Genomic DNA, 18,199 nt, shown 5'->3' with positions numbered 1-18,199 from the left:
CTCCCTCAAATCTGGTCTGTCTTGTCGGTAAGCCAGTCGGTGATCAACTGACGGTATCGCTCGCCGCTGAAGCTCGGAAAGTGGCCGCCGTGGACGATCCGGGCGGGAATTTTAAGAAGCCTTTCCATCGTGGCGAGATAGTCCTGCGCATTGGAATGATAGGTGTCTTCGATGAGCGGGCCGTCGTAGAGAATGTCGCCGGAAAATAGCACTGCCGTCTTCTCTTCCCAAAGCGCGATGCCGCCCGGGGAATGCCCGGGCGTGTGGATGATCTCGAAGCTGCGATCGCCGAGGTCGATCACATCACCGTCTTCGAGAATCCGGGTCGCGGGCGCCTTCCTAACCGCATAGCATTTGGAACAATAGGGTTCGGGTGGAAGGGCGCTGAAGATTTCATCGGCCACGTAGGGATCGGCGAGCGTGTTCGTCCGCGTGGGATTGGCAAGCAGGTCGGCTTCGGCCGCATGCACGGCGCGGCAGTCGAACTCGTGATGGCAGCCAATATGGTCGAAATGGGTGTGGCTGGCGACAGCGATCAGATCGCGCTCGGTGACGAGCGGCACCCATTCGCGCAGGGAAACAACACCCATGCCGCTGTCGACCAGCATGTCGCGGTCGCGTCCGCGCACATGCCAGATGTTGCAACGGTAGAACTCCTGAATATAGGGTTCGGAGATCGCCGTGACATCGTCCTCGAGATGGCGGACCTTATACCATCCATCCGCCCTGATGCGTTCCCTCCCCTTCAATGTCCACCGGCCCGCGCCGGCAGGGCGACGACATCTGCGGGGTTGACGGCAAGCGCTACGTTTTGGCCCACGGCGACATCCGTCGTCTGGGGCATGTGAGCGATGATCGCGATCCCCGGCACCCTGGCGGATCTCAAATGACAACGGTGATGCGTGCCGAAAAAGGCGGTGCTCGTCACCATCGCATCGCCGAGCGCGGTCGTCGCCTCGCTTGCCTCGCCGCTGCGGCGCAAGTGCTCCGGTCGTATGCAAAGGGTCACCTTCTGACCTCCAGAAGGCGGCGCAGCCGTGAAATTCCGATGTGCGAGGGTGATCCTTCCGAGTGCCGTTTCGACCTGCGCATGGGCTGCATCCAGCGACCTGACGGTGCCGGACACGAGATTGACTTCGCCCATGAAGGCGGCCGAAAACAGCGAGCGCGGGCGCATATAGATGTCCGTCGGCGGCCCGAAATCCTCGATACGACCCTGGTTCATCACCACGATCCGGTCGGCAATCGCCATCGCCTCTTCCTGGTCGTGGGTTACATGCACGAAGGTCGTGCCGACGCGCTTCTGGATCGCTTTCAGTTCGTCCTGCATCTGGCGACGCAGTTTCAGGTCCAGCGCACCAAGCGGTTCATCCAGCAAAAGGACGTCGGGATCGACGGCAAGCGCACGGGCAAGCGCCACGCGCTGCCGCTGGCCGCCGGAAAGCTCATGCGGTTTTTTCTCGGCCGATGCCTTCAGACCGACAAGGTCGAGGAAGCTCCTCGCACGCTCGTCGCGCTCCACCTTGCCGACACCGCGCATCCTCAAGCCGAAGCCAACATTCTCCTTGAGCTTCATGTGTGGAAACAGCGCGTAGTCCTGGAACATTGTCGTCGTCGGCCTGCGTGCCGGAGGCACGTTGGTCATCTCCCTGCCGCCGATCGCGATGCGTCCCCTTGTCGGCGTCAGAAAGCCGCCCAGAATGGACAGAAGCGTGGTTTTGCCGCATCCCGAAGGCCCAAGCAGCACGATGAACTCGCCTGCAGCAATGTCGAGCGAAACATCATCGAGCGCGGTGAAACTGCCGAAAGTCTTGGTTGCGTTTGTGATCGAAACCGGAGCGGTCATGATTTCTTGGTCCTTCCGAACAGGCACAGCTCCAGCACGATCAGCACCATGACAGAGACGAGGAACACCAACGACCCGATGGCATTGGTCTTCGGATTGAGGCCGGAGCGCAAAAGGCTCCAGATCTCTACGGGGAGCGTGACGTCAAAGCGAGACAGCAGGAAAGCGATGATGAACTCGTCCCAGCTGAAGGTCACCGAGAGGAAAAAGGCGGCAAGCAGCGATGGCATCAGCATTGGCGCCGTGACCAGCATCATGACTTTCATGTCATTGGCGCCGAGGTCGCGGGCAGCCCGTTCGATGTTGACGTGGTGCTCGCCCATCGACGAGTAAATAATCGCAAAGCAGAGCGGCAGGTTGATGACCACGTGCCCGATACCGACCGTCCAGAGGGACAGGCCGATGCCCAGCGTGTTGAGGACCGTGAGCAGCCCAAGCGCGATGATGAGATAGCTGACCGTCATCGGCGCGATCAATAGACCACGCTGCCATGCGGAGCCTGGCAGCTTGTAGCGCGCAAGTGCGTAGGCCGCCAGAAACCCGAGCAGGCAGGCGACGAATGAGGAGATGGTCGCGACCAGAAAGGAGTGCAGCAGCGCCGCCATCAGCTTGCGGTCGGCAAGGACCGCTTCATACCATTGCAGGGAAAAACCGTTGAACGGCGGGATGGGCAGGCGTCCGTCCTGGAAGGAAAAAAGCACGAGGACCACGACTGGCAGGAAAATGAAGCCGAAAATCAGGCCAGCGTAGGCGATCGCGAGCCATGTGGAGAGCCTCTTGCCAAGCATCACGCCCTCTCGATCTTCAGCCAGCGGGCGCAGGCGACATAGGCGGCGGTGACCGCCAGCATCAGGATGATCGACAATGCTGCTGCCATCGGGAAATCGGCGCGGCGCCCGAGCTGCAGCATGATGATCTGCGGCAGCACAAGTTCATTGTTGCCGCCCAGAATCTGCGGCGTGACGTAGTCGCCGATGCACAGTACGAATGTCAGGAAGGCGCCCGTCATGATGCCTGGCAGCGTCAGTGGCAAGACAACATGCCAGAACGTCTGCAGCGCATTGGCCCCAAGATCCGCCGCGGCCCGCCGATAATTTGGCGATAGTTGCACGAGGTTGGCATAGATGGTCAGCGTCAGAAGCATGACGAAGAAATGCACGAACCCGATGACGGTGGCCGTGCGATTGCTGGCAAGTTCCAGCGGCTCGCTGATCAGGCCGCTCTGCATGAGTGCCTGGTTGATGACGCCGTTGCGCGAGAGAACCAGCAGCCAGGAATAGGAGCGGACGACATAGGACGTCCAGAACGGGAGAACTGCCAATATCAGCGCGGTCCGCTGAAAGCGTTGAGGCACGCGCTCGGCGATGATCCAGGCAAGAGGATAGGCGAGCAGAATGGAGAAAATCGTGACGATGGCGGTGATTTCAAGCGAGTTGATCAGGCCCTTCAACAGAGCGTCCTTCTCGAAGAACGCAATGTAGTTGCCGAAGCTCCAGAGGCGGACAATCGAGCCGCTTTGCTGCGACCACAGGCTCATCGCCGCCATGAAAAGAAACGGCGCAACGAAGAATGCGATCGTCCAGACAAGTGCGGGAGCGACGAACCCCCAAGCCTTGCGATGCTCTGTATCTTCGAGAGAAAGCGTAGCCATGCTCAAGGCTCCGTCGTCCCTCTCCTTTTTTTCAGGGAGAGGGTCATGGTGAGGGCACATAAGAGAACGATCAGCCTGTCAGTTCTGAAGCATTTCGGTCCATACGTCCTGCATCTTCGTATCAAGCTCGGCGCTCGGGATCGGATAGAGCTGTGTGCGCTTGAGATAGTTCGCCTGCTCGTTCCAGCGCAGCGCCGTCTTCTGTTCGCCAGTCAGGTGTTCTCCGGCCTTCGCATTTGCGGGCATGGCCCAGTAGCAGGATGAGGTCGCAAGCCGTGCTTGGCCTTCGGGGCTGACGATATACTGAACGAACTTCAGCGCCAGATCCTTTTTCTTGGAATCCTTCATGACGCCGATCGACTGCGCCCAACGCACCGCACCCTGGTCCGGAATGACCCAGTCGAGATTGGGCTTGTCCTTGACCAATCCGGCCGTCAGCCATTCGCCCCCGCCGAAGACGATATCGACCTCACCCGTCGCGAGTGCCGTTTGCGAGGAGACGACGTCGCTCACCTGCTTGGAATTCTTCTTCAGGGCGAAGAGCTTGTCCTTGATTGCCGGCAAATCTGCTTCCTTGAGATCGGCCGTCGCCTTGCCCAGGTCGATACCCGTGAGGCCGATCATCGGCAGATAGTAGTCGTAGACTGCGATGCGACCCTTGTATTTGTCCGACCACAGCTTGGACATATCCTTCATATCGGCCGGATCAACTTTGCTCTTGTCGTAGGAGACGGTGTTGTAGCCGAACTTTTCGGTGACCGCATATGTCTTGCCAGCACGGGTGTTGTTGTCCTGCATGCGCACCTCCGGGAAGATGTCGGCATTGGGAAGGGCATCGGCCGGGATGTCGGCGAGGATGTTCTTGTCCACCGCGCGCTGTACATCGACACCGTCGATCACCAGGACGTCCCAATCCCCAGGCTGGGACTGATCGATGATCGACAGGCCCGCGCCTGTCCCCTCATATTCCTTGAGGTTGACCTTGACGTCGTTGGCCTTTTCGAATGGCTCGATCAGAGCCGGGTCGGTGTGGTCGCACCAGACGAGCGCATTCAGCTCCTCCTGTGCCAAGACTGGTGCTGGAGAAAGGACGGCGTACGCCGCGGCGAGTGACAAGGCGGCGGTCGAAGACAGGAATCTGCGCGCAAAGGCGCCATTGCGGAGGTGGATCATCATGTTGCCCTCTGGTCAGCGACGCTCATTTCGGCGCCTTCAGGAAAAAGATTGAATGAGTTCATTTTTTAAGTCAATATGAAATTTGAGGACATTCATAATTTGAGAGAGTCGGGAATGACGGGACTGCGCGCAAGGCAGAAAGCCGATCGGAATCGCCGCATCCTGGAGGCAGCGACAAGCCTGTTCCGTGAGGTCGGATACGATAGCGCTCGCATCGAGGACATCGCCGAACAAGCAGCAGTCTCGGTGGGAACATTCTACAACTACTATCAGAACAAGGGCGACATTCTGGTTGCCGCAGTCTCGATGGAAGTCGAGGAAGTCCTTGAATCCGGGATGGCAATTGTCGAAAATCCGCCGGTGGCAACGCTCGAGGCACTGCAGGCACTGATCGACCAGTATTTCGATCACTCGCTTGTCTATCTGAGCAAGGAAATGTGGCGCACAGCGATGGCAACGTCCATTCAGCAGCCCGACAGCCCCTTTAGCCGCCGCTATACCGAACTCGATGGTCGACTTTGCGACCAGGTTTCGATGCTGATCCAAAAACTGCAATTGCGTGGAGTCGTCATGCCGGGCATTGACGCGGTTGCCGTCGGGCAGATGGCCTTCAACAATCTCAACATGATGTTCATCGAATTCGTCAAGGACGACGCGATGACACTGCAAACGCTAAAAGAACGCGTTGCGCGGCAGAACCGACCACTTGCGCTGCTGATCAGCAGCCCCAGAATTCAATAAAAGACGGGAGACTTTGGGATGGAACAACAGCAACATGCCGTTCTTGCGGCTGCCGAGCGCCTGGTCGACGCCTTCGGGCGTCATGACCGCGACGGCTATTTCGCCGCCTTCGCGCCGGAGGCCACCTTCATATTCCACAATCTGGACCGGCAGTTGCGCTGTCGCGCTGCTTACGAGGCTGAATGGCAGCTCTGGGAAACACGGGACGGATTTCGTGTGACGGGTTGCCGCTCCACCGAACCGCATGTTCAAGTCGTGGGGCCTGTCGCCATTTTCACCCATCGTGTCGAAACCGATCTCGTCTTTGATGGTGCGTTGGCGACAAACACCGAGCGGGAAACCATCGTGTTCGAGAAGAAGGCAACGGGTGAGTGGTTGGCGATCCACGAGCATCTGTCGCCACTGGCATGAGAACTGAGGCAGCCGCCCGTACGACATATCGCGATGCAATGGTCATAGGAGAAGGACAAGACGAATGGTTGATCTGAAGAAGAAGCTCGAAGAGCTGCGCGGAAAATTCGCCGACAGCGCCGAATTTTTCGACCCGCGGTTTCGCCGCGTGGCCGAGAAGATTTTCAAGGGGGGCACCCGTGCGGCGCCCTATTCCGGCATCTCAACCTTTGCGAGCCTTCCCTACAAGGACGTGAATTTCGCTGCCCCTGACTTCGGCGACCTGCAGGTGGCCGCGATCGGCATTCCGATGGATCTCGGCGTCAGCAATCGCCCAGGTTCCCGTTTCGGGCCCCGCGCCGTCCGCAGTATCGAACGCATCGGCCCCTACAATCATGTCCTCGACTGTGCACCTGCCTATGACCTGCGCGCCGCCGACATCGGCGACGTGCCGTTCGGCAGCCGCTATCGCCTGGAACAGTGCCATCAAAACATTGAGACAGTGATCGCACAGATCGTCCAGGCCGGCATCATTCCTGTCTCGGTTGGCGGTGACCATTCCATCACCCACCCAATCCTGAAGGCTGTCGGCGCCAGGCAGCCGGTCGGATTGATCCATATTGACGCGCATTGCGACACCGGCGGCCCTTTTGATCAGACGAAATTCCATCACGGCGGGCCAATGCGAAACGCTGTTCTGGACGGTGTCCTCGATCCCACCAGGACCATACAGATCGGCATCAGGGGGCCTTCGGAATATCTCTGGGAGTTCTCCTATGAATCCGGAATGACGGTCATTCATGCCGAAGAGGTTACCGGCATGGGCGTCGCGGCGATCATCGAGAAGGCACGGCAGATTGTCGGAGACGGACCGACCTATCTGTCCTTCGATATCGACAGCCTGGATCCCGCGTTCGCTCCCGGCACCGGGACACCAGAAATTGGCGGACTGACAAGCCGCGAAGCGCTGGAACTGCTTCGCGGCCTCAAGGGTCTCAACTTCGTCGGTGCCGATGTGGTCGAAGTCGCCCCGCAGTACGACAGCACCACAAATACCGCCCAAGCCGGGGCGCAGGTACTCTTTGAAATCCTGAGCCTCCTGGTTTTCAGCCCCGCACTCGCAAAACGAGCCTAGACACTGCGGGTCGATGGGAAACGCGCTGACAAGGGCTGCATCCAGCCCCTTGTCAGCGCGCGTTATTGTCGCAATGCACGAAAAAGACGTGGAATCCGTTGAACGCCCTTGGCGATTGGCCCCAGCGACTGCATAATGCTGATTCTACGAACATCGCGGCTGATCGGCAATCAGACTGTCTCGAACTTCGTGTAAGCATTTGGAACAACAGCTAGTCTGACGCGTTTACCTTACGCGAGCCGACCGTGCAGCGATCCCGTCCTAACAACCGGCCGCGGGAGAGCACGATGCAAAAGAGCGAATGCGACGTATTCGATCTGTTTTCAGAGATCTATACGAACGCCGCGCAAGAAGAGCTTAGTCTCCAGGAATATCTCCTGGCTTGCCGCGATGACAAAAGGATGTATGCGACCGCGCAGGAACGCATGGTAGAAGCCATTGGCGAGCCTACGTTCATCGATACGAGCGCGGACGAGCGTCTGGGACGGATCTTTTCCAACCGGACAGTCAAGGTCTATCCGTCATTTGCCGATTTCTTCGGCATGGAAGACACAATCGAGCGTATTGTCGGCTATTTCAGATACGCGGCGCAAGGTCTCGAGGAACGCAAGCAGATTCTCTATCTTCTTGGTCCGGTGGGTGGCGGAAAGTCCTCGCTTGCGGAGCGGCTCAAGAAGTTGATGGAACGCTTCCCGATCTACACCCTGGCCATTGATGGAAAGATCAGCCCGGTTTTTGAATCCCCTCTCGGCCTCTTTCACCCGGACAGAATGGCGGATCTCCTGGAGGAGAAGTACGGGATCGCGAGGCGGCGCCTGACAGGGCTGATCTCACCCTGGGCAACAAAACGACTGGACGAAATCGGCGGCGACATCTCCAAATTCAGCGTCGTCAAGCTGATGCCATCCCGCCTTCGCCAGATCGCTATCGCCAAGACCGAACCAGGGGACGAGAACAATCAGGATGTTTCGGCACTCGTAGGCAAGGTCGATATTCGGCAGCTGGAAAATTATAGCCAGGCTGACCCCGACGCCTATTCCTTTAGTGGCGGCCTCAACCGCACGACGCAGGGCCTCCTCGAATTCGTCGAGATGTTCAAGGCACCGATCAAGGTTCTTCACCCTCTGCTGACGGCAACGCAGGAGGGGAGCTACAACGGCACCGAGAATTTCGGCGCATTCCCCTACCAGGGGATCGTGGTGGCCCACTCCAACGAGTCCGAATGGCTCCAGTTCAAGAATAACAGGAACAACGAAGCCTTCCTTGACCGGATCCTCGTCGTGAAGGTGCCATATTGCCTGCGGGTGACGGAAGAGCGGCTGATCTACGAGAAGCTGCTGCGGGAAAGCGAATTGGCAAAGAGCCCCTGTGCGCCGGAGGTGCTGGAGAACCTGAGCCGCTTTACGGTTGCGACGCGCCTTGCGCGCCACGAGAACTCGCCACTCTACACCAAGATGCGCGTCTACGATGGCGAGAACCTCAAGGATACCGACCCCAAGGCGAAATCCGTACAGGAATACCGCGACGCTGCCGGCGTTGACGAGGGCATGACCGGGATCAGCACCCGTTTTGCCTTCAAGGTCCTGTCTGAGACCTTCAACTACGACACCAAGGAGGTCGCCGCCGATCCCGTTCACCTGATGTACATCATGGAGCAGGCAATCCGGCGCGAGCAGTTTCCCAAGGAGATAGAAGCAAGCTACCTCGACTTCATCAAGTCCGAGCTTGCAGCCCGCTATGCCGAGTTCATCGGCCACGAGATTCAGAAGGCCTATCTCGAATCCTACAGCGAGTACGGACAGAACCTCTTTGACCGCTACATCGCCTATGCCGATGCCTGGCTCGAGGACCAGGATTTCAAGGACGCCGATACCGGTCAGATCCTCAACCGGGAGATTCTCGACGGCGAACTTTCCCAGATCGAAAAACCCGCCGGCATTGCAAATCCAAAGGACTTCCGCAACGAAGTGGTGAAATTCACGCTGCGCGCGCGGGCAAAGAACCATGGCCGCAACCCCTCCTGGACGAGCTACGAAAAGCTGCGCGAGGTCATCGAGAAGCGCATGTTCGGCCAGGTCGAGGATCTTCTGCCGGTCATCAGTTTCGGATCCAAGAAAGACAGCTCGACCGAAAAGCAGCATGCCGAGTTCGTTCAGCGCATGACCGAGCGCGGCTATACGGCGCGCCAGGTCCGCCGGCTTGTCGACTGGTATATGCGGGTAAACAAGGCCGGTTGACGATGCCGAAACGAGGGATTGGCAGATGCCGAATTTCATCGATCGCCGGCTTAACCCGAAGGACAAGAGCCTCGGGAACCGGCAACGTTTCCTGAATCGGGCTCGCGAAGAACTAAAACGAGCGATCAAGGATCAGATCAAATCCGACAGGATTGTCGATGTGGACGCTGCTCACGGCGTACCCATGCCGACGCGCGGTGCTGGCGAACCGACCTTTCGACCCTCCCCCGGCAGCGGCATCCGCGAACATGTTCTGCCCGGCAACAAGGAGTTTTCTGCCGGTGACCGCCTCTCCAAGCCGGAGAGTGGGGCCGGCGGCATGGGCCGTGGCGCCGGTTCGGGTGGAAGCGACGATGAATTCCAGTTCGTGCTGTCGCGGGAAGAGGTGCTTGACCTCTTCTTCGAAGATCTGGAGCTCCCCGATATGGTGAAGCTGAACCTGAAGGAGACGGTCACCTTCAAATCGCACCGGGTCGGCTTCACCACCGCCGGCACACCGACCAACATCAATATAGGCCGGACCATGCGCAACAGTTTTGGCCGGCGCATGGCTCTGCAGCGGCCGAGCGAAAGGCAGATACAAGCCCTTGCCGACGAAATCTCAGCACTCGAGAAAGAGGCCAACTCGCCGGAGGATAATCGTCGGCTCAAGGCGCTGCGCCAGGAACTGGAGGCGCTGGAGCGTCGGCGCCGGCGTATCTCCTACGTTGATCCTGTCGATGTGCGCTTCAATCGATTTGAGCGCCAACCGGTACCGAATGCCAACGCTGTCATGTTCTGCCTGATGGATGTCTCGGCCTCGATGGGGGAGCGCGAGAAGGATCTCGCCAAGCGCTTTTTCGTGCTGTTGCATCTCTTTCTGAAGCGTCGCTACGAGCGGATCGACATCGTCTTCATCCGCCATACCGATGAGGCCCGGGAAGTTGACGAGGACACTTTCTTCTACAGCAAGCAAAGCGGGGGCACAGTCGTTTCGACCGCGCTGGAAGAGATGTTGCGCATCATCGAGGCGAGATATCCCGCCGGGCTCTGGAATATCTACGCAGCCCAGGCATCCGATGGTGACAACACAAGCGGTGACTCCGAACGCTGTGCAGCCCTGCTTCGCGGGCAACTGATGGAACTTTGCCAATATTATGCCTATGTCGAGATCATCGACGAGCGCGAGACGGAGATATTCGGCTCGACCGACAACGGCACCTCGCTTTGGCGCGCCTACCGTACGGTCGATGGTGACGTGCCAAATTTCCATATGGCCCGTATTGCGAGGCCCGCAAACATCTATCCGGTCTTTCGCAAACTCTTTACCCGCCAACCGGGCGTGCGTGCGCGCAACTGAGGGAAGACCGACATGGCGAAACGCGCGAGCGCAGGCCTTCTGTTTCATGGTTCCGACTGGAATTTCGCGACGCTTTCCCGCGCCTATGAGGCCATAGAGACAATTGCACTCGACGAGATGGGGCTCGACATCTATCCCAATCAGCTTGAGATTATCTCGTCCGAGCAGATGCTCGACGCTTACTCCTCGGTTGGCATGCCGCTGATGTACCAGCACTGGTCGTTCGGCAAGCGCTTCATCTTCGAAGACCAATCGTATCGAAAAGGCCAGCGGGGACTTGCCTATGAGCTGGTGATCAATTCCAATCCCTGCATCACCTATCTCATGGAAGAAAATACCATGGCCATGCAGACGCTCGTCACCGCGCATGCCTCCTTTGGTCACAATCATTTCTTCAAGAACAACTATCTGTTTCGCCAATGGACGGACGCGGGCGCCATCCTCGGCTACATGGACTTCGCCAAGAAATACATCGCCAAATGCGAGGAGCGGCATGGCATCGCGGCAGTGGAGGCGGTTCTCGATTCCGCCCATGCGCTCATGGATCACGGCGTATTCCGCTACCGCCGCCCGCCTCGACTGTCTTCGGAGAAGGTGCGCGAACGTGCGCGCGAACGCTTGGAATATGAAGAGCAGAGCTACAGCGACCTCTGGCGTACGCTTCCGCTCGCGGCCGAGAGCAGGGATCCGGAAGAGGCAGAACGCAATGCCTCCGAGCGGAAGAAGATTTTGAACCTGCCAGAGGAAAACCTGCTCTACTTCATCGAGAAGCATAGTCTGATCCTCGAACCCTGGCAGCGCGAGATCCTGCGGATCGTGCGTGTCATCGCGCAGTATTTCTATCCGCAGCGCCAGACAAAGGTCATGAACGAGGGATGTGCGACCTTCGTGCACTACACCATCATGAACCGCCTCTTTGACCAGGGAAAATTAAGCGAAGGCAACATGCTGGAGTTGCTGCGCAGCCATTCCAATGTCGTCTTTCAGCCTTCCTTCGACGACCCGCGCTTTTCTGGGATCAATCCCTATGCGCTCGGATTTGCGATGATGCAGGACATCGAGCGCATCTGTACGAAGCCGACCGCAGAAGACCAGGAGTGGTTTCCCTCGTTTGCGGGCAACGGCGACTGGCGGGGCACCCTTCTGGATGCCTGGGCGAACCATCGCGACGAGTCCTTCATATTGCAATATCTAAGCCCGGCGATGATCCGCAAATTCCGATTGTTTTCGCTGTCCGATGTCGCAACCGACAACTATTGCGAGGTCTCCTCCATTCACAACGAGCGCGGCTATGCAGCGGTTCGCGCAGCGCTCGCCCGCAGCTATGATGTCGGAGCCCGGCAGCCTGATATTCAGGTCGTCGACGTCGACCTTCTTGGCGACAGGCAACTTCGCTTGAAACACATCGTCAAGGATGGCCTTCGCCTTGAGGAAGCCACTCGAGATGCCACGCTGATGCATCTTCGTCATCTCTGGGGATACGAGGTTAGTTTGGAAGGTGTCGATGGGGCAACCGGCGCGATACTGTACGAGTGCTCGACGGGCTGACATCCCGGGATAGCGCTACTCGACCGTTCCGCTGAGGTCAATGGCGTATCATCACCTTCCAAAGCGCCCGCTTGGCTGAGGGTGCGCTGCATCGCAGCATGAGCATGTCTCGACCAGAAACACAACCCTACAGCGATCAATCACCCGCTAGCAAAACAAAAAGTTGACGTGCCGACATCTAGCCTGTATGAACAACCCATCGATACTTTGTTTGCCGATATTTGTTTTGCGCTTCGCGCGTCGTGACGAACTTCCCCTCTCAAAAGTCGAAAAATGCCCGCTGCGCGTCGCTCAGCGGTGATCGCTATCGCCATGAAAGGGTTCGTTATGAACACTGGTACAGTTAAATGGTTCAATGCCACCAAAGGCTTCGGCTTCATTCAGCCGGATGACGGCAGCGCGGACGTGTTCGTCCACGTGTCTGCAGTTGAACGCGCAGGCATGAGATCAATCGTCGAAGGCCAGAAGCTCGGTTTCGAACTTGAGCGCGACCAGAAGTCGGGCAAGATGTCCGCCGGCCAACTCCAGGCCGCTTAAGTCTTTGCTGTCCATGACCACGGATGTACTGGCATGGAAGCACAAGGTTGTGAAAGGTCAGGCATATGTCTGACCTTTTTTCGTCGAGATCCCTTTGCACGATTGTGCTATCCATGGGCATTACGACCGGACAACAAGTTGCGCATCACCTGCGCTCCGTTAAAAATCGAACAAGGAACACACGTTGAGACACCCGAACGACAATGGCTTTGCAGAACGTCGCAATGCCGCGGCAGTCGCTAAGAAGCAACTGCTGGCGAAGTTTGAATCCGCGCCGAAACCGACCGATCCCGAGATGCAGGAGCGGCTCGCCGCTCGTGTTGCCCTGGCCAGCGCCAAGGAAGCTCGTCGTGCCGAGCGCGAAGCCGCCAAGAAGGCGGAAAATGAGCGCCTCCTGGCCGAGGCCGCATCGCTTGCAGCCGCCGCGCAAGCCCACGAAAAGGCCGAGGCTGAAGCTCGAGAAGCTGAAATCAATAATCGCATTTCGCGCGTTGTAGCTGACGAAGCCGCACGCAAGGCCGAACGGGATCGCCGCTACGCAGCGCGCAAGGCCCGCCAAGGCTGACGATTGATATATGCCGGACGGTGCAGCGTGGTCTTTTCGACCGCGCTGCATATCCAGCCAAAAGCGGATCGATTTTCATGAACGCCCACGCCTACGCAACTGTGGCACCTGCCGAAGACAACGTCGCAAGCTGGTTGAAGATTCTTTCAGCCTATCGCCAGCCACGCATGGGACGGAGCAGCTTCGAGCTTTTCGTTACGCTGCTTCCGTTCATCGCATTTTGGGCCGGCGCCTATATCTGCGTTTACAAGGGTTTCTGGCCCGGGTTGGTGTTGGTCGTTCCGGCCGCGGCCTTCCTGCTTCGGCTATTCATGATCCAGCACGATTGCGGACATGGCTCTTTCTTTGGTCGCCGGCGTCTCGATGACTGGACGGGCCGCGTGCTCGGCGTGCTGACCTTGACGCCCTATGACTATTGGCGGCGAGCACACGCCGCCCATCACGCAACAGCCGGGAATCTGGACGAGCGCGGTCTCGGCGATATCACCACGCTGACGGTCGCTGAGTATCGCTCGCTTCCCAGGTCGAAACGGCTCGCCTACCGACTTTACCGGCATCCGCTCGTGATGTTCGGCATCGGCCCCGCCTGGATTTTTCTTTTCAAGCAGCGACTGCCTTTCGGGATGATGCGCAATGGCTCGTCACCATGGATCTCCACCATGGCCACAAACCTTGCCATCGCCGTGCTGACCGTCGCCGCAATTTGGGCGGTTGGACTGGTACCATTCCTTGTGGTTCATCTCCCCATCGTATTGCTCGCAGGAGCGGCCGGTGTGTGGCTCTTCTACGTTCAGCACCAGTTCGAGGAAACGCACTGGTCAAAGGACGAAGAGTGGCGCTTCCCGCAGGCCGCGCTGCACGGCGCCTCGCACTACGACCTGCCGTTGGCGCTTCGATGGATCACCGGCAACATCGGGGTTCATCACGTCCATCACCTGGCAAGCAGAATCCCTTATTATCGGCTCCCCGAGGTCCTTCGTGACCACCCGGAACTGGCTGATATCGGCCGCATTACCTTATGGGAGAGCCTGCAATGTGTTAAGCTCGTGCTCTGGGACGAAAAGAGCCGAAAGCTCGTGTCCTTCCGCGATGCCGCCAAAGCAGCCACGACCGTCTGACGACCAAATCCGCACACGTCGGCGCGCGCCCCGAGCGCAGCCGGCCATCAAAACTAACTGTACCCGTTCCAAGGATCTAAAATTGAACCCGATCACGCTTACGCCGATCCAAATCAGGGGTCTTAAACTCGCCATGGATGGGGATCTTTTTCCCCAGGACGCGAAGAAATGGACTCACCTGAATGCTGTCGTTACCTATGCAAAAACCGACAGGTTCAAGGAACGGCCGCAGAAGATCAAATTTCTGAGCACCAACACCCTCTCCGAACTGAGGGAGGTTGGCTTTGTTCAACCTCTCGATCCCGATGCAGAGGTGGAACGGACGGCACACAGCATAACGATGGCTGGCAAAATCTGGCTTCTGAAGAATAAATAGTCGCTTCACGCGATTGACGATCGAAGCTCCCGACCGCGGGAGCTTCCCTGGCCCTGCCGACGCCCCTCACCGGAACCGGCGACTGCTCCCACTCGAGGATCTCGATGCATTGCGAGATTTTCGGGCCCATTCCTCCGGCACCCGATCGCGTCTTCGACATCCGGTTTCTTCGCCCTCGGTTAACCGATCTGCATCATACTTGGCAGCTACTGAAAGGCGGCAAACTGAGGCCATGGGCCCTCGTTGCGCCCGTGCAGGTTCGGTGGGTTCAAGAATGTACGACTATTGCATCATTGGCGGTGGTATCGTGGGCCTGGCGGTTGCCATGGCGCTACAGGAAAAGATGCCTGACGCAACCGTGATCCTGCTCGAAAAGGAGCCGGACATCGCCCGTCACCAGACCGGGCACAATAGCGGCGTAATCCATGCCGGCATCTACTACGCCCCAGGCTCGCTGAAAGCGACGTTGTGCCGCGAAGGAGCGGAAGCAACCAAGCGGTTTTGCGCCGAAAATGGCATTCCCTTTGAAACCTGCGGCAAGCTTCTCGTGGCAACCAGTGATGCGGAAATGCGCCGCATGGATAGCCTGGAGGAGAGGGCCCGGCAGAATGGGATCGAATATACCCGCCTGTCGAAATCGCGTCTAAGATCCGACGAGCCTGAAATCGCGGGCCTTGGTGCCCTGCTCGTGCATTCCACCGGTATCGTTGACTACACTGCGGTATGCCGGGCAATGGCGATGCGCATCGAGGAGAAGGGCGGCGAAATCCGCCGCGGGGTCGAGGTCTCGGCCATTCGCGAAAACGAAGATGGTGTCCGGGTCGAAGACGTCACCAGCCGCGTCGAGGCACGCAGGCTCATTGCCTGCGCCGGCCTCCAGTCCGACCGCATTGCCTCTCTTGCGGGCCTGCAAATCGACCATCGAATTGTTCCCTTCAGAGGAGAATACTATGTCCTCTCGGCATCGAGGGCCAGCGTTACCCAGCGCCTGATCTACCCGATCCCCGACCCCGATTTGCCGTTTCTTGGAATTCACCTCACACGAACGATCGACGGCGGGATGACAGTAGGTCCCAACGCGGTCTTAGGCTTCGCCCGGGAAGGATACCCAAAGGGAAGCTTCGCTCTTGCCGACGTCGCAGACATGGCGGCGTTCCCGGGGTTTTGGAGAATGGCTTTGCGCAACTGGCGTTCAGCAATGACGGAATTTGCCAATTCGGCCTCGAAGGCCCGGTATCTCAAAGAGTGCCAGAAATACTGCCCCTCGCTGACGATCGATGATCTCACAACACCGCAAGCGGGCATTCGCGCCCAGGCTGTGATGTCTGATGGTAGCCTGGTGCATGACTTCCTTTTCAAGCAGACAGAACGGATGCTACACGTCTGCAACGCGCCCTCGCCGGCTGCGACCTCAGCCATCCCGATCGGGCGAATGATCGTCGATCGCCTGCTTGGCGGTTGATCATCGCCGGTGGTGCGGGATGTCCCTCCGTAGGTGCCCGATCGCTTGGCCACCATGCCTTTGGCAATTGGCCCGGCATCACCTCCAGGCGTGGGTCCGAGCGAGAATTCGACGCGCGAACGCAGCTTGCCCCAACCTGGCCACCACACTGGTATAGAAAATCATCATGCCCATGGCTGCGGCAGGCGCGATGTCGCCCGCATCGTCCACGTTGAGCACCGTGACAGACGGGAGCCTCGCGTTGGTCGAATAGAGGAACACTACCGCCGACACTCATCGACGTCTATCCTTCTTGCCCGGATACTCAGACCTCTTAAGAAGGTTCGCCAGATGCGCTATGTTGCGGGCCAGCATGGATATCATCGTCTGAACGGCCTCCGGGGTCTTCTTCAGATCAACGAAGTTCGTGGATCCCATGGCCTCGCCGACCCAGTAGGTCACGGCATTGGCCGGGATGGTAAAGCCGACATCATTGAGGGCCTGGAAGACCTCCGCCGAAACATGGTGAGCGCCGTCCTCGTTTCCGACGACGGCAACGGCGGCGACCTTGCCGTATGAGACTATGCGGCCCTGGTCGTCGGTCTCTTCCAGAAATGCGTCCATCCGCTCCAGCGCACGTTTGCAAACGCTTTCTGGCTGTCCGAGCCAGATCGGCGTGCCGACAAGCAGGATGTCGGCGTCCAGAACCTGTCGGCGTATGTCCGGCCACGCGTCGCCCTCGCCTTCGTCAGAGGTGACGCCCGGCTTGATGTTGTGATCGGCAAGACGACCGTTTCCGTCTCGACATCATGCTTATTGAACTCTTCAGCAATGAGTTTGAGCAACTTTCCGGTCGATGAAGCCTCAGAAGAATCCGAGGACTTCAAAGTGCCGTTCAAGGCAAGTGCTTTCAATGACATGACAACTCCTGTTGGTAGGGAACTGAACACTCAATTTGCGTGGCGGGCATCATCGCCAGCGCCGCCGTCAGACGCATTGGCGCTTCCATTCGGCCCGCCAGAGGTGTCGCCGGGATCGATGCCGTGTCCTGGTCAGAGATCTTCAGCGTGCGGCCAGCGGTCTCCCCGCGTGTCCACCGCCGCACTGAGACAGGGATGTCTCCTGTTCGCACAGGGCGAAACCAATCATCACCCGAGTTGTTCCCTGACAGCCAATCCCTTGGTGGTGGAGTCTTAAGTTCCCCAAAAAGGCAAGCCGGGACATCAGGCCTCCGCGCGGATTCACTACACTGGCGGCATCTCTCAACGCCGGTGGTCACGGCCGCCTCAGCCTGAAGGGGCTCTATCGAATTTCAAGCATCGTCAGCGCGTTTTCGATCGCAGCCCCCGAGGCAGTGTTGTCGAACACGCACCAGCCATCGTGCGGCAAGAGTTTCGAGAAGGCTCCTATCTCCCCTTTTGTATAGCTCGAGTAGTAGATTTTTGGCTTGCCATGCAGGCGGAGATAATGCGGCAGATCAGCAAGATCGTCAGCCGACCATACCGGCGCCGGGTCGGCAAGAACCCTGTCGATCGCATATTTCCGCAGCAGGGCGAGTGCCTCTTGCGACGCCCAGCTTTTGTGCCGGACTTCAATAGCCACTGGTCCTGCGTCCGCGCTGCGCATAGTTTTGAATGCGTCCTCCATCTGGTCACGATCGAACGCCAGCGAAGGGGATAACTGGCAGAGCAAGGGGCCACGCTTTCCGCCGAGCGGCGAGATGTCCTCGAGGAAGAGGTCGAACGACCCGCCGATATCCTTCATCGCCCGAACGTGCGTGATCTCCTTGGGGATCTTCACCGAAAAACGAAAGTTGTCGGGTACCGACTCGGCCCAATGCGCAAAGGTCGATGGCTTGTGCCGCCGATAAAAGGTGGAATTGATCTCAACGCCGTCGAACACCGACGCGTATCGGGTGAGCCCGCTCCCTTGCCGGGGAAACCGGTCGGCTACCATCTTGGGAATTGACCAGGCAGCTGTCGCGATGAGCGGCAAATCGAACTCCTTCTACTGCCGTCGAGTGCCGGCGTGCCAGAGGTAATGCGCGGACGGTGACGCGGTTCCATCCGCTGAACGACAGAGACCTGAAACGAGGATTG

The 18,199-nt window shown here is 58.5% G+C and carries 17 protein-coding genes and 2 pseudogenes; 11 read left to right on the top strand and 8 right to left on the bottom strand.

Translation table 11 applies throughout. The annotated features are described in order from the left end of the window. Positions 1-5 precede the first annotated feature (5 nt). The 5 genes from AC1D2R_RS21850 to AC1D2R_RS21830 all read right to left on the bottom strand — a co-directional run bounded on the left by AC1D2R_RS21850 (position 6) and on the right by AC1D2R_RS21830 (position 4,673). On the bottom strand, positions 6-749 hold the full coding sequence (locus AC1D2R_RS21850; RefSeq protein ID WP_477970389.1) for an MBL fold metallo-hydrolase: 744 nt from the start codon (positions 747-749) through the stop codon (positions 6-8). Continuing rightward, positions 746-1,846 (bottom strand): ABC transporter ATP-binding protein, encoded by a 1,101-nt coding sequence (locus tag AC1D2R_RS21845; protein ID WP_477970388.1) that lies wholly within the window; start codon positions 1,844-1,846, stop codon positions 746-748. Before AC1D2R_RS21845 ends, AC1D2R_RS21850 begins: the two co-directional genes overlap by 4 nt. Further along, positions 1,843-2,634, bottom strand: coding sequence for an ABC transporter permease (locus AC1D2R_RS21840; RefSeq protein WP_477970386.1), 792 nt, complete (start codon positions 2,632-2,634; stop codon positions 1,843-1,845). Before AC1D2R_RS21840 ends, AC1D2R_RS21845 begins: the two co-directional genes overlap by 4 nt. Next, on the bottom strand, positions 2,634-3,497 hold the full coding sequence (locus AC1D2R_RS21835) for an ABC transporter permease (RefSeq protein WP_477970384.1): 864 nt from the start codon (positions 3,495-3,497) through the stop codon (positions 2,634-2,636). The genes AC1D2R_RS21840 and AC1D2R_RS21835 overlap by 1 nt, the downstream gene beginning before the upstream one ends. 78 nt (positions 3,498-3,575) lie before the next feature. Continuing rightward, positions 3,576-4,673 (bottom strand): polyamine ABC transporter substrate-binding protein, encoded by a 1,098-nt coding sequence (locus AC1D2R_RS21830; protein WP_477970382.1) that lies wholly within the window; start codon positions 4,671-4,673, stop codon positions 3,576-3,578. Between the two features lie 114 nt (positions 4,674-4,787). On the opposite strand from AC1D2R_RS21830, the gene AC1D2R_RS21825 reads away from it, so the two are divergent. From AC1D2R_RS21825 to lhgO, 11 genes are all read left to right on the top strand, one after another. Further along, entirely contained in the window at positions 4,788-5,414 is a 627-nt protein-coding gene (locus AC1D2R_RS21825; protein WP_477970380.1) for a TetR/AcrR family transcriptional regulator, read from the top strand. An 18-nt stretch (positions 5,415-5,432) separates the two neighbouring features. Further along, positions 5,433-5,825 carry a YybH family protein gene (locus AC1D2R_RS21820; RefSeq protein ID WP_477970378.1) on the top strand — a complete coding sequence of 131 codons (393 nt, stop codon included), beginning with the start codon at positions 5,433-5,435 and terminating at the stop codon, positions 5,823-5,825. Between the two features lie 64 nt (positions 5,826-5,889). After that, complete coding sequence (gene speB, locus AC1D2R_RS21815) at positions 5,890-6,939, top strand: agmatinase (RefSeq protein WP_477970376.1); 1,050 nt, start codon at positions 5,890-5,892, stop codon at positions 6,937-6,939. Between the two features lie 287 nt (positions 6,940-7,226). Next, positions 7,227-9,176, top strand: coding sequence for a PrkA family serine protein kinase (locus AC1D2R_RS21810; protein WP_477970374.1), 1,950 nt, complete (start codon positions 7,227-7,229; stop codon positions 9,174-9,176). A 25-nt stretch (positions 9,177-9,201) separates the two neighbouring features. Continuing rightward, positions 9,202-10,515, top strand: coding sequence for a YeaH/YhbH family protein (locus AC1D2R_RS21805; RefSeq protein WP_477970372.1), 1,314 nt, complete (start codon positions 9,202-9,204; stop codon positions 10,513-10,515). A gap of 12 nt (positions 10,516-10,527) precedes the next feature. After that, entirely contained in the window at positions 10,528-12,063 is a 1,536-nt protein-coding gene (locus AC1D2R_RS21800) for a SpoVR family protein (protein ID WP_477970370.1), read from the top strand. 327 nt (positions 12,064-12,390) lie between these two features. After that, a complete protein-coding gene (locus AC1D2R_RS21795; RefSeq protein ID WP_477970369.1) occupies positions 12,391-12,600 on the top strand; it encodes a cold-shock protein in 210 nt (69 codons plus the stop codon). A 184-nt stretch (positions 12,601-12,784) separates the two neighbouring features. Continuing rightward, positions 12,785-13,165, top strand: a complete 381-nt coding sequence (locus AC1D2R_RS21790; RefSeq protein ID WP_477970367.1) for a DUF6481 family protein — start codon at positions 12,785-12,787, stop codon at positions 13,163-13,165. 77 nt (positions 13,166-13,242) lie between these two features. Continuing rightward, positions 13,243-14,283, top strand: a complete 1,041-nt coding sequence (locus tag AC1D2R_RS21785) for a fatty acid desaturase (RefSeq protein WP_477970365.1) — start codon at positions 13,243-13,245, stop codon at positions 14,281-14,283. A gap of 133 nt (positions 14,284-14,416) precedes the next feature. Beyond that, positions 14,417-14,659 (top strand): hypothetical protein, encoded by a 243-nt coding sequence (locus AC1D2R_RS21780; RefSeq protein WP_477970603.1) that lies wholly within the window; start codon positions 14,417-14,419, stop codon positions 14,657-14,659. Positions 14,660-14,933: 274 nt separating this feature from the next. Continuing rightward, positions 14,934-16,121, top strand: a complete 1,188-nt coding sequence (gene lhgO, locus AC1D2R_RS21775; protein WP_477970364.1) for an L-2-hydroxyglutarate oxidase — start codon at positions 14,934-14,936, stop codon at positions 16,119-16,121. A gap of 78 nt (positions 16,122-16,199) precedes the next feature. Here lhgO and AC1D2R_RS21770 read toward each other — a convergent pair. The 3 genes and pseudogenes from AC1D2R_RS21770 to AC1D2R_RS21760 all read right to left on the bottom strand — a co-directional run. Then, positions 16,200-16,394, bottom strand: a pseudogene (locus AC1D2R_RS21770) (putative 2-aminoethylphosphonate ABC transporter permease subunit); the annotation flags it as partial. Beyond that, positions 16,395-17,020: pseudogene (locus AC1D2R_RS21765) on the bottom strand (flavodoxin family protein). Between the two features lie 382 nt (positions 17,021-17,402). Further along, entirely contained in the window at positions 17,403-18,095 is a 693-nt protein-coding gene (locus AC1D2R_RS21760) for a DUF72 domain-containing protein (protein ID WP_477970362.1), read from the bottom strand. Positions 18,096-18,199 lie beyond the last annotated feature (104 nt).

This window comes from Rhizobium sp. P1_C7 (genome assembly GCF_056406295.1).
Note: the sequence above shows the minus strand (reverse complement) of the source record. Positions and strands in the feature narration are given on the sequence as shown.

What these genes read in the sequence shown, in the direction of transcription:
- AC1D2R_RS21845 (WP_477970388.1), bottom strand. Translation starts at nt 1,846, where the DNA reads ATGACCGCTCCGGTTTCGATCACAAACGCAACCAAGACTTTCGGCAGT.
- AC1D2R_RS21840 (WP_477970386.1), bottom strand. Translation starts at nt 2,634, where the DNA reads ATGCTTGGCAAGAGGCTCTCCACATGGCTCGCGATCGCCTACGCTGGC.
- AC1D2R_RS21835 (WP_477970384.1), bottom strand. Translation starts at nt 3,497, where the DNA reads ATGGCTACGCTTTCTCTCGAAGATACAGAGCATCGCAAGGCTTGGGGG.
- AC1D2R_RS21830 (WP_477970382.1), bottom strand. Translation starts at nt 4,673, where the DNA reads ATGATGATCCACCTCCGCAATGGCGCCTTTGCGCGCAGATTCCTGTCT.
- AC1D2R_RS21825 (WP_477970380.1), top strand. Translation starts at nt 4,788, where the DNA reads ATGACGGGACTGCGCGCAAGGCAGAAAGCCGATCGGAATCGCCGCATC.
- AC1D2R_RS21820 (WP_477970378.1), top strand. Translation starts at nt 5,433, where the DNA reads ATGGAACAACAGCAACATGCCGTTCTTGCGGCTGCCGAGCGCCTGGTC.
- speB (WP_477970376.1), top strand. Translation starts at nt 5,890, where the DNA reads ATGGTTGATCTGAAGAAGAAGCTCGAAGAGCTGCGCGGAAAATTCGCC.
- AC1D2R_RS21810 (WP_477970374.1), top strand. Translation starts at nt 7,227, where the DNA reads ATGCAAAAGAGCGAATGCGACGTATTCGATCTGTTTTCAGAGATCTAT.
- AC1D2R_RS21805 (WP_477970372.1), top strand. Translation starts at nt 9,202, where the DNA reads ATGCCGAATTTCATCGATCGCCGGCTTAACCCGAAGGACAAGAGCCTC.
- AC1D2R_RS21800 (WP_477970370.1), top strand. Translation starts at nt 10,528, where the DNA reads ATGGCGAAACGCGCGAGCGCAGGCCTTCTGTTTCATGGTTCCGACTGG.
- AC1D2R_RS21795 (WP_477970369.1), top strand. Translation starts at nt 12,391, where the DNA reads ATGAACACTGGTACAGTTAAATGGTTCAATGCCACCAAAGGCTTCGGC.
- AC1D2R_RS21785 (WP_477970365.1), top strand. Translation starts at nt 13,243, where the DNA reads ATGAACGCCCACGCCTACGCAACTGTGGCACCTGCCGAAGACAACGTC.
- AC1D2R_RS21780 (WP_477970603.1), top strand. Translation starts at nt 14,417, where the DNA reads ATGGATGGGGATCTTTTTCCCCAGGACGCGAAGAAATGGACTCACCTG.
- lhgO (WP_477970364.1), top strand. Translation starts at nt 14,934, where the DNA reads ATGTACGACTATTGCATCATTGGCGGTGGTATCGTGGGCCTGGCGGTT.